Origin of the sequence: Ralstonia sp. OTU4908 (assembly GCF_038440115.1) — a bacterium.
GTDB lineage: Bacteria > Pseudomonadota > Gammaproteobacteria > Burkholderiales > Burkholderiaceae > Ralstonia > Ralstonia pickettii.
In genome coordinates this window covers 41,303-55,120 of the sequence record NZ_JASATD010000005.1, presented here as the reverse complement: position 1 = coordinate 55,120, position 13,818 = coordinate 41,303, and the positions used below count along the sequence as shown (strand labels likewise).

The window sequence follows — 13,818 nt, the reverse complement described above, 5'->3', positions numbered from 1 at the left end:
GGGAGGTGAGGAAGAGACGAGCGGGGCGACGGTCTTTGTGCGTCGCCCCGGGTGAGTGCGCCTGTTAGAACAGGTCGGCTTCGAGAGCCATCAGCGTCGCACCGCCGGCGCGGGCCATGCGGATCTGCGAGGCCGTCTCCGGCAGCAGCTTGGCGAAGTAGAAGCGCGCCGTTGCGAGCTTGACCTTGTAGAAGGAGTCGCCGCTGTCTTGCTTTTCCAGGGCGATCTTGGCCATGCGGGCCCAGAAGTACGAAAACACCAAGTGGCCGACCACACGCAGATACGGCACAGCGGCAGCGCCGACTTCATCCGGGTTGGCCATGGCCTTCATGCCGATTTCCATGGTCAGCTTCTGGACCTTGTCGCCAATGTCGGCCAGCGGGTTGATGAATTCCTGCATGGCTTCGTTGGTGCCTTCGGCTTCCACGAAGTCCTGGACCAGCTTGCCGAACTTCTTCATCTTGGCGCCCATGTCGCCCAGGATCTTGCGACCCAGCAGGTCCAGCGACTGCACGGTGTTCGTGCCTTCGTAGATCATGTTGATGCGGGCGTCGCGCACGTATTGCTCCATGCCCCACTCGGCGATGTAGCCGTGGCCACCGAACACCTGCATGCCTTCGTTGGTGGCGATGAATGCGTTGTCGCTCAGGAAGGCCTTGGCGATCGGGGTGAGCAGCGCGACCAGATCCGCCGCGTCCTTGCGCACGGACTCGTCTTCGTGCGACAGCTCGCGGTCGATCTGCAGGGCGATCCAGTAGCTGAATGCCCGGCCGCCTTCGGCGAAGGCACGCTGCGTCAGCAGCATGCGGCGCACATCCGGATGCACGATGATCGGGTCGGCCGGCTTGTCCGGTGCCTTCGGGCCCGAGAGGCTACGCATCTGCAGGCGCTCCTTGGCGTAGGCTGCGGAGTTTTGATAAGCAACCTCGGTCAAGCCCAGGCTCTGCATGCCGACGCCCAGACGCGCCGCGTTCATCATCACGAACATGGCGTTCAGGCCCTTGTTCGGCTCGCCGACCATCCACCCTTTTGCGCCATCCAGGTTGATCACGCAGGTGGCGTTGCCGTGGATGCCCATCTTGTGTTCGATGGAGCCGCACTTCACGCCGTTGCGCTCGCCCGGATTGCCGCTGGCATCGGGAATGAACTTCGGCACAACGAACAGCGAGATGCCCTTCGTGCCGCCCGGCGCGTCCGGCAGACGTGCCAGCACCAGGTGAATGATGTTCTCGGCCAGGTCGTGCTCGCCCGCCGAGATGAAGATCTTCGTGCCCGTGATGGCATACGAGCCATCGGCCAGCGGTTCAGCCTTGGTGCGCAGGATGCCCAGGTCGGTGCCGCAATGCGGCTCGGTCAGACACATCGTGCCAGTCCACACGCCCGACACCAGCTTCGGCAGATACCGCTGCTTGAGCTCATCGGTGCCGTGTGCGTGCAAGGCTTCGTAGGCGCCATGCGACAGGCCCGGATACATCGTCCAGGCCTGGTTGGCCGAGTTCAGCATCTCGTACAGCGCGTTGTTGATCAGGATGGGCAGACCCTGGCCACCGTACTCGGGATCGCAGCCCAGCGAGGGCCAGCCGGCCTCGACGTACTGTTGATAGGCTTCCTTGAAACCCTTGGGTGCAGTCACCACGCCGTCGCCGTGGTACGTGCAGCCCTCGCGATCGCCGGATTGATTGAGCGGGAAGATGACTTCAGAGCAGAACTTGCCGGCTTCTTCGATCACCTGGTTGATGGTGTCGGCATCGATCTCCGCGTGCTGCGGCATCTCCTTCAGGTGGTTCTCGACGCCGAGAAGCTCATGGAGAACAAACTGCATGTCACGCAGCGGTGCGGTGTATTGACCCATCTTGCAACTCCTTGGTGTGTACTGCGCGACCGCTAGGTGTGCGATGCCGCGTCAGGTTCGGTAAGACTGAATGAGTTTGTTGAGCGCCACCATGGCCAGTTCGGCGCTGTTCGGCAACCGCAGGAAACGCGCATCGTGATGCAGCCCTAACTCCAGGCTGTACATCTCGAAGAGCATCAATTGCGGGTCCGCTTCTGCACGCAGGTGGCCCTCTTCCTTTGCCTGAGCGATCGCACGGGCCAATGCCGCACGCCAGATCGTCACGCTCTTGACGAGTTCGTCACGCACCGGGCTTTCGGCACGATCGTCGTACTCCACCGCGCCGCTGATGTAGATGCAGCCCGTGGTCACTTCCTGAATGCGGCGCTCCATCCAGCGTCGCACCATGCTCCACAGGCGCGGCAGACCGCGCGGTTCCGTCAAGCTCGGGTAGAAGACTTCCTGCTCGAACCGTTTGTGATACTCGCGAACCACTTCCACCTGCAGATCCTCACGCGAGCCGAAGTGTGCAAACACCCCGCTCTTGCTCATCTGCATGCGCTCCGCGAGCACACCGATCGTCAATCCTTCCAGTCCGTCGCGCGAGGCCAGTTCCAGCGCGGCATCGAGAATCGCTGCACGTGTCAGCTCGCCCTTGCGCATCGGCGTAGCTGCTGCGTGATTCGATTCGAGACGAGCGGTCGGGTGACGCATGATGATTTCTCTCCGTTCTTTTCTGGGGCGTGACACGCGAGAAAATTGGCTTGCTGCAGGGCGCCTTTTGCGTGCCGGGCAGGACTGTAAACCAGCCTGCGCAAACACTCTAGCCCAAAATCGAACGGTCGTTCAATTATTTACAGGGGGCCTTTGAGCGGCAAGTGTTTTATTAGAAAGCGCCATCTAAATGGCGACATTGAATCGTCACCTTGCGCGGCGCAGCGCGAATCCTGCAAACCCTTTCAGGTAAAGGATCTGCGCGGTGTGCGCCGCACCCATAAGAGGGGCTTGGCGCAGCATTTCTGACGGATTTTCTAGTGCTACCCATCAGTAAATAAACAGCCGGAAAATCAAACCGGCGTGATGGCGGTATGCATGGCGCCACGGCGAAAGATGCGTGCATCCATTTCACGCAGGTCGGCTGCCACGGCAACGTCCGCGGCGCATTGATCCAGTACGTCCCGCTGTAGGTCGATGCCGGGCGCGATTTCTGTGAGCGTGAGGCGCCGACCGCCGCGTCCATCCTCGCGCATCTCGAAAACGGCGCGCTCGGTCATGTAGCGCACAGGAATGCCCGACCGGGCCGCATATTCCCCGTTGAAGGTGAGGTGCGATACCGCTGGCACGATCTTCTTGAGCCGCCCTTCGCGCACGATGCGCAGCTTGCCGTCTTCGGCTTCGACCTGGAGGCCGCCGGCGGTGAGTGTGCCCATGAACACGACGGAGCGCGCGCTCTGCGTGATGTTGATGAATCCCCCCACGCCCGCAACGATGGTGTCGCCGCCCTCGCCGAACAGGCTGACGTTGACGTTGCCGGCGCCGTCCAATTCCGCCAGTCCGAGGATGGCGAGATCGATGCCGCCCCCTTCGTAGAAGTCGAACTGCGCGGGCTGATCCACGACCGCTTCGGGATAGGCCGACGCGCCGAAGCTGAGGCCATCTGCCGGCGTACCGCCAATGGGGCCGGCCTCCACAGTCAGTGTGAAACCGCGCGCCCCCTCCTGTTCAGCCAGGGCGCCGACGGCCGCGGGCATGCCCACGCCGAGGTTGACGACACGCGGTTGCTGCGCGATCAGTTCCAGCACGGCGCGGCGTTGCACCAGCGTGCGGGCGTCGAGCGCGCCGTGGTGATTAGCCTCCAGCGCCTCGCTCGCTTCGATGGCGTCTTCCTTGAGCTGGATTGCCTCGCCTTGCCAAGGGCGGATATAGGTCGGATTGAACGCTTCGCCGAAGGTCATCTGGTGTTCGGCTTCATCGTCGGCAACGACCACGTAATCGACGAGGATGCCGGGCACGTGGATCGCCTGCAGGTTGTCATGCCGATCAACGAGCCGGCGCACATGGGCGATGACGATGCCGCCCGAGTTGCGGGCGGCCTGCGCCATGGCCAGCAGCTCGTGATGAAAGGCTTCTTCGTGCGTGCTGATGTTGCCGCGCGGGTCGGCAGCGGTGCCGCGCAGGAAGACGCAGTGCAGCGGGAAGCTCGGGTAAAAGAGATAGTCTTCGCCGCGAAAGCGCTCGTACTCAACCCACGACGCCTTACCGGCCGCCCGCGCCGCCTTGGCGCGCTGATTGATCGCCCCGCCGTGGTAGCGCGGGTCAAGCTCCGTGCGTGGGTCGACGAAGGTGTGCAGGCCCATCTTCGTCAACACGCCGGGCTTGCCGCCTGCGATGGCGCGATACAGATGCGTGAGCACACCCTGCGGCAAATTGAATGCATCGCACTGCTCGGCAAGCGCCATGTCCGCGAGTCGCGTGGCGGAGCGCCAATGCCCACCGACAACACAGCGCGTCATCCCGGGATTGCCGAAGTGGTTGACGCCGCGCGTGGCGCGATCGCCCTGCCCGGCGGAGTAGACGAGCGTAAGGTCCCGCGGTTCGCCGGTGGTCAGGAACCGGCGCTCGAGCGCGTGCGTGACCGCCTCTGCATGGCCCGCGCCGACAAACCCCGCGCATGCCACCGTCCACCCTGGCTGCACCAACCGCGCGGCCGCATCCGCTGTGATGACTTGCATGTCTCCTCCGTCTTGTAGTGTCTTGTAGGTCTGTAACGGTACCGCTAGTACTGCGCCGCGCGCCCGCTGATGACCACGCCAAGGCGCACGAGCCGATAGGCGCACCAATCTGCGAAGCGCCACCACCAGCGGCGCGCGGCATGCTCATCCGCCAAGATGCGGCGTGCGTGACGGGCGATGGCATCTTCGAGTGCCGCGCGCAGTTCGTTGGCGACGGTCGCATCCCACACCACCACGTTTGCTTCACGTGCAAGCAGCAGGCTGAATGGGTCGATGTTGCTCGAGCCGACCGTTGCCCAGCGATCATCCACCACGGCCACCTTGGCGTGCAGGAAGCTGGCGGTGTATTCGTGGATCTCGACGTTATCGCGCAGCAGCATGTGATACAGCGAACGCGTTGCATAGTGCTGCAGCCGGTATTCAACCTGCCCTTGCAGCAACAGGCGCACGCGCACACCGCGCCGTCGGCATGCAGCCAGAGCCCTCATGAAACGCACACCGGGCAAAAAGTACGCGTTGGCGATGATCACCTCTTGTCGTGCGGCGCCCAGCGCGCGCAGATATTCGCGTTCGATCGCCCGCCGGTTGCGGACGTTGTCGCGCAGCACCAGCGAGGCCAATACGTTGCCCGGTGCGCGCTCGCTTTCCTGGCCGGATGCGCCTCGATGCCGTGGCCGCGGCGTATCGGTGATCACCGGAAATTCTGCGGCGACGCCCGTAACGCCCACCTCGCGCATGCCGGCGCGCACGCCCATCTGCCACCAGAGCCGGTCGACGGTCAGCGCAATCTGCGCGACCAGTGGCCCTTGCACCCGCACCGCAAAGTCGTAACGCGGCCCCAGCGCGGTGTCGTTGAATGGCGCGTGGTTTAGGTCGTCGATGATGTTGATGCCGCCCACGAACGCCACGTCATTATCGATGACGGCGATCTTGCGATGCAGCCGTCGCAGGTGGCGGCGTTGCAGGCGGAAACCGCGCAGCGGTCGATAGATACGCAACCGCACGCCCGCCTCTTTCAGCATCGTGGCGATGGTCGCGGGCAGCAGGCCGGTGCCGAAGCCGTCGAGGGTCAGGTGGACATCCACGCCGCGCCGCGCCGCGCGGGCGAGCGCCTCGGTCACGCTGTGGGCGGTGGCATCGTCGGTGTAGATGTAGGTCTCGAGTGCGACGCGGCGCTGCGCAGCATCGATGGCCTGGATCAGTGCGGGGAAGAATTCAGCGCCACCGCACAGCAGGTCGACGTCGTTGCCGGGCAGGGGCTTACCCCGCCGCCACTCCGAGCGCAGCGGACCCGCATCGCGCACGACCCTCATGGATGCGCCAGTTCAGCTAGCAGGGGAACGTGATCGGAGCGCTGCGCCCATTCGCGGCCGGTCAGCGCATGCGCACGCTCGATGTCAAAACCGCGCACGTAGATGCGGTCCAGCCGCAGCCACGGCATCTGGCTGGGGAAGGTGCGGACCGGGCGCGCATCGGCGGCCTTGTCGGCCACTTCGGTCGCCCCCAGCGCCTGGCAAATCGTGCGATCGAGCCGGTTGTTCCAATCGTTGAAATCGCCCGCCACCACGAGCGGCGCATCGGGTGGCACGACCGAACGCACGCGATCGACGAGCGCCTCCGCCTGCCTCTGCCGGCTGCGGGCAAACAAGCCGAAGTGCGCGCACAGCAGATGCACCTCGCCGAAGCCGAGATCGGTCACGGCGTGCAGCAGTCCGCGCTGCTCGAAACGGTGGTCGGAGATATCCAAGTTTTCCGACAGCAGGATCGGAAACCGCGACAGAATGGCGTTGCCGTGGTGCCCGTGCTCGTAGACGGCATTGCGGCCATAGACGGTGTGCGGATAGACGTCCGTCGCAAGGTAGCGCAGCTGCGTGTAATTCGGGTCGAACAGTTCTGCGGCGACGAGACGGTCGTTGCGGTCCTGCACCTCCTGCAGGAAAACGATGTCGGCGTCCATGGTGTGCAGACCCTGCCGCACGTCATGCACGCGCACACGCCGCGCAATGCCCGTCACGCCCTTGTGGATGTTGTAAGTGGCAACGCGCAAACGCAGCATGTCAGGCTTGGTCCTTTGTCAGTGCCGCCTGACGCGCGTGATAGGCAGCGAGGCGTTCGGGCAACTGCAGAATGGCTTCGGCGTTGCTGCGCGAGAAGCACCGCGCGGCGGCATCTTGATAGGGCAGCCATTCGGCCTGCACATGCTCGCGCGGCGACATCCGCACCGGCACCTTGCCGCTCACCAGCAGGCCGAACCAATGCTCGGTGTTGCGCGTGACGCCCGGCGCGTAGCGATGCCGCCAGCGCGGGTAGATTTCGTATTCGATCTGGTGGCCCCAGTCGATCAGATGATGCTGGGCTGCGTCGATGCCGGTTTCTTCCAGCACCTCCCGGCGGGCGGTGTCGGCCAGCGGTTCGTCGAGGGCATCGCAGCTGCCTGTCACGGATTGCCAGAAGCCCGGATGATCGGCCCGCTCCATCACCAACACATGCAAGTCGGGCGTGTGAATGACGACCAGAACGGAAACGGGAATCTTGTGCGGCATGGGGGCGTGCTTCGATGGACGGCGCGATCGCGCTGCAAGGCCATAGCTTACCGCAGCCAGAAGCGTGCCACCGTGACGCTCGCTGTGCTGCCGTGACAGCAATCAAACCGCGCGCAGCGGCCCTTGTCCGGCGCGGGCGCGGGCGAGCCACAGTGCCGTCTCGTCCGTCGCCGTTTCATGACCAAGCTTGCAACGGGCTACCGCCAGCAGCGGATCAAGCATCGCAGCATAGTCATCGGCCGCGCGCTGCGATTGCGCCCACAACGCCTCCGTACGCTCGCCGAGTTGTTGGCGAAGCGCGGCGAGCTGCGTGGTCAACTCGCGTTCGCGATTGCCAAGCGTGTTGAATTTCTGGATGAGGAAGCGCTGCACATCGGTCTGCTCCGATTGCGCGTTGGCCTGGTCGAAACGTTCAACGATGGCTGAGGTCTCTCGCTCGATGCGATGCAATTCGCTGGTGCCCTCGCGCTCTGCGGTCTCCAGCGCTTGCAGGGCGCGGCGTTCGGCCTGCAAAACACGCGCGTGATCGGCAAAACGGCGTTCTGCCGCCAGGTGAGCCTCGGCCAGCGGGCGCGGCGTGTCGTATACGAGCGGATGCACGGGCATGCCCGGTGCCGCCGGCGGCAAGGCCGTCTCAGGCAAACGCAGGTTGGCGACCGCATGCAGCCAGTGCATCCGTTCCGCAGCGAGGTGACCCAGCGCGCGCATCGCCTCAACCAACCCGGGAGATGCCGCCGATGCAGGTGCCCCAGGATGTGCGGTCTGCGCCGCTGCCGCAATTTCGGGCACGCACGCTGCCACCGTGGTGGCCACGGCCTCGGTCATCGCCATGGCGGCACGCCGGGTGGCACGGCGAATCTCGATCCACGCCAGCAGTATCACCACCAGCGCGGCAATCAAACACGTCAACAGAAACTCGGCGTGTGCGACCACCCATGTGCGCGCAAAGTCGATGTAGTCCATCTAAGCACTCCTCCTTCGTTGTCACCCAACGTGACAGAAACGAAAGATTCGGTTTAGCACGCAATGTTCCCAATGCAAGCGCCCAAAAACAAACCGCGCCGCCCTTATCAGGCGGCGCGGTTTGTCGTAAAGCGCGATAACGGGCGTTTAGGCGGTCGTTGCAGCCGTGGGTGCAGCGACCTTTGCCTCGGCAGCGCGCAGACGGATGTGCAGTTCGCGCAACTGCTTCTCGTCGACCGGGCTCGGTGCCTGCGTGAGCAGATCCTGCGCGCGCTGCGTCTTCGGGAAGGCGATCACATCACGAATGGAATCTGCACCGGCCATCATCGTGACAATGCGGTCCAGGCCGAAGGCGATGCCGCCGTGCGGGGGCGCGCCGTACTGCAGCGCGTCCAGCAGGAAGCCGAACTTGGCACGCGCTTCTTCCTCGCCGATCTTCAGGGCGCGGAACACCTTGCTCTGCACTTCCTCCTGGAAGATCCGGACCGAACCACCGCCGATTTCCCAGCCGTTGAGCACCATGTCGTAGGCCTTGGCCAGGCACTTGCCCGGGTCGGTTTCCAGGTATTCCAGGTGCTCGTCCTTCGGGCTCGTGAACGGGTGGTGCATGGCCACCCAGCGGGCGTCTTCCTCGTCGTACTCGAACATCGGGAAGTCCACCACCCACAGCGGCTTCCAGGCGTCTTCGAACAGGCCGGTGCTCTTGGCGAAGTCCGAGTGGCCGACCTTCAGACGAAGCGCGCCCATCGCATCGTTGACGACCTTGGCACGGTCGGCACCGAAGAACAGGATGTCGCCATCCTGCGCGCCGCTGCGCTTCAAGATCTCGGCGATAGCCGCGTCGTGCAGGTTCTTCACGATCGGCGATTGCAGGCCGTCGCGGCCCTTGGCCACTTCGTTGACCTTGATCCAGGCCAGGCCCTTGGCACCGTAGATTTCGACGAACTTTGTGTAGGCGTCGATATCGCCACGCGAGAGGGACGCCCCGCCCGGCACGCGCAGTGCCACGACACGGCCGCCCTCTGCGTTGGCCGGGCCCGAGAACACCTTGAAGTCGACGTCCTTCATGGCATCGGTCAGCTCGGTGAACTCCAGCTTGACGCGCAGGTCCGGCTTGTCCGAACCGAAGCGGGCCATCGCCTCGCGGAACTCCATCACCGGGAACTTAGCGTCCAGCTCGACCGACATGGTGTTCTTGAACACCGTGCGGATCATTTCTTCAAACAGGTCGCGGATTTCCTGCTCGCTCAGGAACGACGTTTCGCAGTCGATCTGGGTGAATTCGGGCTGGCGGTCGGCGCGCAGGTCTTCGTCGCGGAAGCACTTGGTGATCTGGTAGTAACGGTCGAAGCCCGACACCATCAGCATCTGCTTGAAGAGCTGCGGCGACTGCGGCAGCGCGAAGAACTGGCCGGCGTTCACGCGCGACGGCACCAGATAATCGCGCGCGCCTTCCGGTGTGCTCTTGGTCAGCATCGGCGTTTCGATGTCGATGAAGCCCTTGTCGTCCAGGTACTTGCGCACCTCCATCGCGACCTTGTAGCGCAGGCGCAGGTTGTACTGCATCTGCGGGCGGCGCAGGTCCAGCACGCGATGCGTCAGGCGCGTGGTTTCCGACAGGTTGTCATCGTCCAGCTGGAACGGCGGCGTGACCGAAGCGTTGAGCACCGTCAGCTCGTGGCACAGCACTTCAACCTTGCCGCTGGTGAGGTTGGCGTTGGTCGTGCCTTCCGGGCGGGCGCGCACGACGCCCTTCACCTGCAGGCAGAACTCGTTACGCACACCTTCGGCCACCTTGAACATCTCCGGGCGGTCTGGGTCACACACGACCTGTACCAGACCTTCACGGTCGCGCAGGTCGATGAAGATCACGCCACCGTGGTCACGACGACGATGGGCCCAGCCCGACAGCGTAACGCTCTGGCCGAGCAGTTGTTCGGTGACCTGACCGCAGTATTGAGTACGCATTTGCATGTTGTGGTTTTCCGCGAAGCGCGCCGCCAAGAAAGCGTCGCGCGTGAAAGTTGATCGGGGGGGGGCGGCGTCGAATTGACTTCGTTCGTATCGCCGGCTCAGGGTGCCGCGATGGCGCCGCCTTCTGCAGGCAGCGCGGTCGGATTCGAAGGGTCGCGCGGCCCTTGAGCCGGCGACCGGTCCTCCGTCTGTTGAGAGGCATCGGGCGGGTCCATGCGGCGCGGCAGCGCTTCAGGCGCCACCACACCCATCGACACGATGTACTTGAGCGCAGCGTCCACCGTCATGTCCAGCTCGATGGTGTCGGCCTTGGGCATCATCAGAAAGAAACCCGACGTCGGGTTCGGCGTGGTCGGCACGTACACACTGACGTACTCGCCCTGCAGGTGGTTCTCGACATCACCTCCGGGGCGGCCGGTCAGGAAGGCGATCGTCCACGAGCCTTCACGTGGGTACTGCACCAACAGCGCCTTGCGAAACGCATTGCCGTTAGACGACAGCAGCGTGTCCGACACCTGCTTCACGCTGGAATAGATCGGGCCGACCACGGGAATGCGGCCGACAAGCGCTTCCCACCAGAGCACCAGCTTCTGGCCGATGAAGTTGTGCGCCAGCACGCCCACGATCAGGATGAACGCCAGCGTGAGAATCGCGCCTACGCCAGGAATGCGCCGCCCGAACAGCTGATCCGGCTGCCATGCCGACGGCAGCAGCGCCAGGCTCTGGTCCATCGTGCCGATGATGAGCGACAGCACCCACAGCGTGATCGCGAGCGGGACAAGCACCAGAAGACCGGTCAGGAACCATGTCTTGAGTGCGCTAGTTTTCTGTTTCATGGGCGATGGACCAAAAGGTAAGCGATGCAATCAGTGGCAAGCGCAGGACGTGCCGCAGCCACCGGACGCAGCCGGCGCGCTGGCACTGGACGACACGCTGTCCGACGACGCAGCCGGTGCGGTCGGCGCTGCGGCATCCGTCTTGGCAGCCGTACCGGTTCCACCTGCGGCAGCCGATGCACCACCGGAACCGCCGCGGAAGTCCGTCACGTACCAACCCGATCCCTTGAGCTGGAAGCCTGCAGCGGTGAGCTGCTTCTTGAACGCCGGCGCGCCGCATGCGGGGCAATCCGTCAGCGGAGCGTCGCTCATCTTCTGCAGCACATCTTTGGCGTGGCCGCAGGCGTCGCATCGATAAGCATAGATCGGCATGGTGTCCTCACCCAGGAGCAAACAAATGACAAGAAAGCGATTGGGATTGCCCGCGCATACCGCGAACGCGATGCGGGAACTACGCACACGCACGGGCTTACGCAAGATTGGGGCAACTGCGCGCCATACAAGTGCTGGCGCGCAAAGCCTTGAATTATAAACCCTTTTGAGGGAATTCCAGACCGCAGATTCGGCGCGGGCGAGGGCGATGTGCGACAAAGTGGCACACCGCGCACGCCCTCGACAAGACGCTCAGGCTTGCGTAGCCGCCTTCGTGGTCGGCGCGCGGTTCTCGATCCACTGCGGGCCGAGCGAGCCCAGGACCATGGCGCCAAAGCTGGCCAAGAGGCCAACCAATTGTGGCGGAAGCATCGCATTGGGCAGGAACACTTCGCACCAGATCCATGCCGCGAGGCCCACGATAATCGCCAGCAGCCCACCCTGCTTCGTCGCGCGCTTCCAAAACAGGCCAAAGGCCAGCGGCACGAAGGCAGCCACCAGCGTTACCTTATAAGCACTTTCGACCATGTGGAAGATCGACAGGTGCGAGTTCAGCGCAAACAGCGTCACCAGCACCGTGAACGTCAGCACCACGGCCTGCATGACGCGCAGGAAGCGCTTGTCGTCCATGTTCGGCAACAACGGGCGCAGCACGTTTTCGGCAAACGTCACGGACGGCGCGAGCAGCGTCGCGCTGGCGCAGCTCTTGATGGCTGAGAGCAGCGCGCCGAAGAACATCACCTGCGCAAAGATCGGCGCATGCTGCAGCACCAGGTTCGGCAGAATCATCTGCGAATCGGTATCGATGTACTTTGCCACCATCTGCGGATCGATGAGCGTGGCGGAATAGGCCAGGAACATCGGCACGAACGCGAACATGAAATACAGCACGCCGCCCAGCACCGAAGCTGTGCCGGCAATGCGCTCCGTGCGCGACGACGTCACCCGCTGGAACACGTCCTGCTGCGGGATCGAGCCGAGCATCATGGTGATCCACGCCGTCACGAAGCCGATGATTTCGATCGGATTGAACGCCGGCCAGAACGAAAACTTGCCCGAAGCCGCCGCGTGCGCCACCACCGTGCCGACGCCACCGGCCTGACCCGACACTTCCCAGCCGATGTACAGCATGCCGATCACGATGATGATCATCTGGATGAAGTCCGTCACCGCCACCGACCACATGCCGCCGAACAGCGTGTAAACGAGGACGCTGCCCGCGCCGATCATCATCCCGAGGTCTTGCGAAACCGCGCCGTCAGACACGGTGTAGAACACCAGCCCCAGCGCCTTGATCTGCGCTGCCACCCAGCCCAGGTACGACACGACGATGCACAGCGTGGTCAGCGTTTCGGCCACGCGGCCAAAGCGGTTGCGATAGAAGTCACCAATGGTGAGCAGGTTCATCCGGTACAGCGGCTTGGCGAAGAACAGACCCACCAACACCAGGCACAACGACGAACCGAACGGATCGGCCACCACACCGTGCAGGCCGTCCTTGAGAAATTCTGCGGGAATCCCGAGCACCGCCTCGGAGCCAAACCAGGTGGCGAACACCGTGGCGGTCACGACGTAGAACGGCAGGCTGCGGCCAGCCACGGCGAAATCGGCGGTATTGCGCACGCGCAGCGCCGCCCAGAGGCCGATCCCGACCGAAATCACCCAGTAAACAATGACAAACCAGATCAGCATGGCAGCGCGGAAAGAAGCAGGAAAACCCCATGGTGGCCCGGTTTTGGGCCCCGGGGGCGCCGGGCAAAGTGGCCGGATTATAGCGATGGGACTGCGCGCCGGGGCATCGGTGCGACCACGAATGCCGCCCCGATTGCCAGATTTTTGTGCGACGGCCCGCAACGGGCGCGGGCAGGCTTTTCCCTGACCATGGCCCATGTTGCTTCGCACCAACACTGGCCGGGTAGACAGATCAATCAGCGCGGCGCCGCCAGACTTGCCAACGCTCGCGCCCCGCGAACACCGGAATCGAGTCTGCCTCGGCAATGGGTATATCGCTGATGCGCTCGAACGCGGGCGACAGCAGCGCATCCAGCTCGGGCTGCGTGGTTTCAAAGGGTGGCCCCTTAGGCACCGCCTCGCGGCCTTCCACCACGGCAAAGAAGCCCGCAAGCAACCCGCCCGGCGGTAGCAATTTCGCCACCTGCGCGGCGTAGTCGGGCCACAGCCGACGCGGCATCGCACACAGAAATGCGCGTTCGTAGATCCATTGCACCGAGCGAGCCGGCGAAAAGCCGAAGAAATCCGCCATTTCCACCACGTCGGCGTGCGGGCCCAGCACGGCTCTGGCCGATGCCACGGCGCTCGGTGCAAAGTCGATCGCCGTGACCGGCCAGCCGCGCTCGGCCAGCCAGCCGGCCTCGTAGGCACTGCCGCAACCGGGGATCAAGGTGGAAAGCGGCACAGGCTGCGATTCACAAAATTGCTGGAATGCGGCAGGCACACCGGCCGCGTCCCATGGGGTGTGCTCGCGGCTGAACCGCTCGTCCCAGAAGGCGGGATCGGCGGCGTCGCGGGATTGAAAGACGGGCGGTTCGGCCATGGCGCTCGAAAGT

The 13,818-nt window shown here is 64.0% G+C and carries 12 protein-coding genes; all 12 read right to left on the bottom strand.

Annotated features, from left to right (window positions below):
- Positions 1–64: 64 nt before the first annotated feature.
- A complete protein-coding gene (locus AAHM38_RS06305) occupies positions 65–1,852 on the bottom strand; it encodes an acyl-CoA dehydrogenase C-terminal domain-containing protein (protein WP_116575864.1) in 1,788 nt (595 codons plus the stop codon).
- A 51-nt stretch (positions 1,853–1,903) separates the two neighbouring features.
- The gene (locus tag AAHM38_RS06300) at positions 1,904–2,494 is read right to left on the bottom strand and encodes a TetR/AcrR family transcriptional regulator (protein ID WP_021196492.1); all 591 of its coding nucleotides are present in this window, start codon (positions 2,492–2,494) and stop codon (positions 1,904–1,906) included.
- 404 nt (positions 2,495–2,898) lie between these two features.
- Complete coding sequence (locus AAHM38_RS06295; protein ID WP_116575863.1) at positions 2,899–4,563, bottom strand: acyl CoA:acetate/3-ketoacid CoA transferase; 1,665 nt, start codon at positions 4,561–4,563, stop codon at positions 2,899–2,901.
- A 44-nt stretch (positions 4,564–4,607) separates the two neighbouring features.
- Positions 4,608–5,876, bottom strand: a complete 1,269-nt coding sequence (clsB, locus tag AAHM38_RS06290) for a cardiolipin synthase ClsB (protein WP_116575862.1) — start codon at positions 5,874–5,876, stop codon at positions 4,608–4,610.
- Positions 5,873–6,619, bottom strand: a complete 747-nt coding sequence (locus AAHM38_RS06285) for an endonuclease/exonuclease/phosphatase family protein (protein WP_037027591.1) — start codon at positions 6,617–6,619, stop codon at positions 5,873–5,875. Before AAHM38_RS06285 ends, clsB begins: the two co-directional genes overlap by 4 nt.
- A gap of 1 nt (position 6,620) precedes the next feature.
- Positions 6,621–7,106 carry a dihydroneopterin triphosphate diphosphatase gene (gene nudB / locus AAHM38_RS06280; RefSeq protein ID WP_116575861.1) on the bottom strand — a complete coding sequence of 162 codons (486 nt, stop codon included), beginning with the start codon at positions 7,104–7,106 and terminating at the stop codon, positions 6,621–6,623.
- A gap of 102 nt (positions 7,107–7,208) precedes the next feature.
- The gene (locus AAHM38_RS06275) at positions 7,209–8,069 is read right to left on the bottom strand and encodes a hypothetical protein (RefSeq protein WP_116575860.1); all 861 of its coding nucleotides are present in this window, start codon (positions 8,067–8,069) and stop codon (positions 7,209–7,211) included.
- Between the two features lie 147 nt (positions 8,070–8,216).
- Positions 8,217–10,043, bottom strand: coding sequence for an aspartate--tRNA ligase (gene aspS / locus AAHM38_RS06270; RefSeq protein ID WP_116575908.1), 1,827 nt, complete (start codon positions 10,041–10,043; stop codon positions 8,217–8,219).
- Between the two features lie 98 nt (positions 10,044–10,141).
- On the bottom strand, positions 10,142–10,879 hold the full coding sequence (locus tag AAHM38_RS06265; protein ID WP_012761157.1) for a DUF502 domain-containing protein: 738 nt from the start codon (positions 10,877–10,879) through the stop codon (positions 10,142–10,144).
- A gap of 30 nt (positions 10,880–10,909) precedes the next feature.
- Positions 10,910–11,251: an FmdB family zinc ribbon protein gene (locus AAHM38_RS06260; RefSeq protein ID WP_116575859.1), complete on the bottom strand. Its 342-nt coding sequence runs from the start codon at positions 11,249–11,251 to the stop codon at positions 10,910–10,912.
- A 252-nt stretch (positions 11,252–11,503) separates the two neighbouring features.
- Positions 11,504–12,943 (bottom strand): sodium:solute symporter family protein, encoded by a 1,440-nt coding sequence (locus tag AAHM38_RS06255; RefSeq protein WP_037027599.1) that lies wholly within the window; start codon positions 12,941–12,943, stop codon positions 11,504–11,506.
- Positions 12,944–13,175: 232 nt separating this feature from the next.
- The gene (locus tag AAHM38_RS06250; protein WP_012761154.1) at positions 13,176–13,805 is read right to left on the bottom strand and encodes a methyltransferase domain-containing protein; all 630 of its coding nucleotides are present in this window, start codon (positions 13,803–13,805) and stop codon (positions 13,176–13,178) included.
- Between the last annotated feature and the right edge of the window lie 13 nt (positions 13,806–13,818).

What these genes read in the sequence shown, in the direction of transcription:
- AAHM38_RS06305 (WP_116575864.1), bottom strand. Translation starts at nt 1,852, where the DNA reads ATGGGTCAATACACCGCACCGCTGCGTGACATGCAGTTTGTTCTCCAT.
- AAHM38_RS06300 (WP_021196492.1), bottom strand. Translation starts at nt 2,494, where the DNA reads ATGCGCAAGGGCGAGCTGACACGTGCAGCGATTCTCGATGCCGCGCTG.
- AAHM38_RS06295 (WP_116575863.1), bottom strand. Translation starts at nt 4,563, where the DNA reads ATGCAAGTCATCACAGCGGATGCGGCCGCGCGGTTGGTGCAGCCAGGG.
- clsB (WP_116575862.1), bottom strand. Translation starts at nt 5,876, where the DNA reads ATGAGGGTCGTGCGCGATGCGGGTCCGCTGCGCTCGGAGTGGCGGCGG.
- AAHM38_RS06285 (WP_037027591.1), bottom strand. Translation starts at nt 6,619, where the DNA reads ATGCTGCGTTTGCGCGTTGCCACTTACAACATCCACAAGGGCGTGACG.
- nudB (WP_116575861.1), bottom strand. Translation starts at nt 7,106, where the DNA reads ATGCCGCACAAGATTCCCGTTTCCGTTCTGGTCGTCATTCACACGCCC.
- AAHM38_RS06275 (WP_116575860.1), bottom strand. Translation starts at nt 8,069, where the DNA reads ATGGACTACATCGACTTTGCGCGCACATGGGTGGTCGCACACGCCGAG.
- aspS (WP_116575908.1), bottom strand. Translation starts at nt 10,043, where the DNA reads ATGCAAATGCGTACTCAATACTGCGGTCAGGTCACCGAACAACTGCTC.
- AAHM38_RS06265 (WP_012761157.1), bottom strand. Translation starts at nt 10,879, where the DNA reads ATGAAACAGAAAACTAGCGCACTCAAGACATGGTTCCTGACCGGTCTT.
- AAHM38_RS06260 (WP_116575859.1), bottom strand. Translation starts at nt 11,251, where the DNA reads ATGCCGATCTATGCTTATCGATGCGACGCCTGCGGCCACGCCAAAGAT.
- AAHM38_RS06255 (WP_037027599.1), bottom strand. Translation starts at nt 12,943, where the DNA reads ATGCTGATCTGGTTTGTCATTGTTTACTGGGTGATTTCGGTCGGGATC.
- AAHM38_RS06250 (WP_012761154.1), bottom strand. Translation starts at nt 13,805, where the DNA reads ATGGCCGAACCGCCCGTCTTTCAATCCCGCGACGCCGCCGATCCCGCC.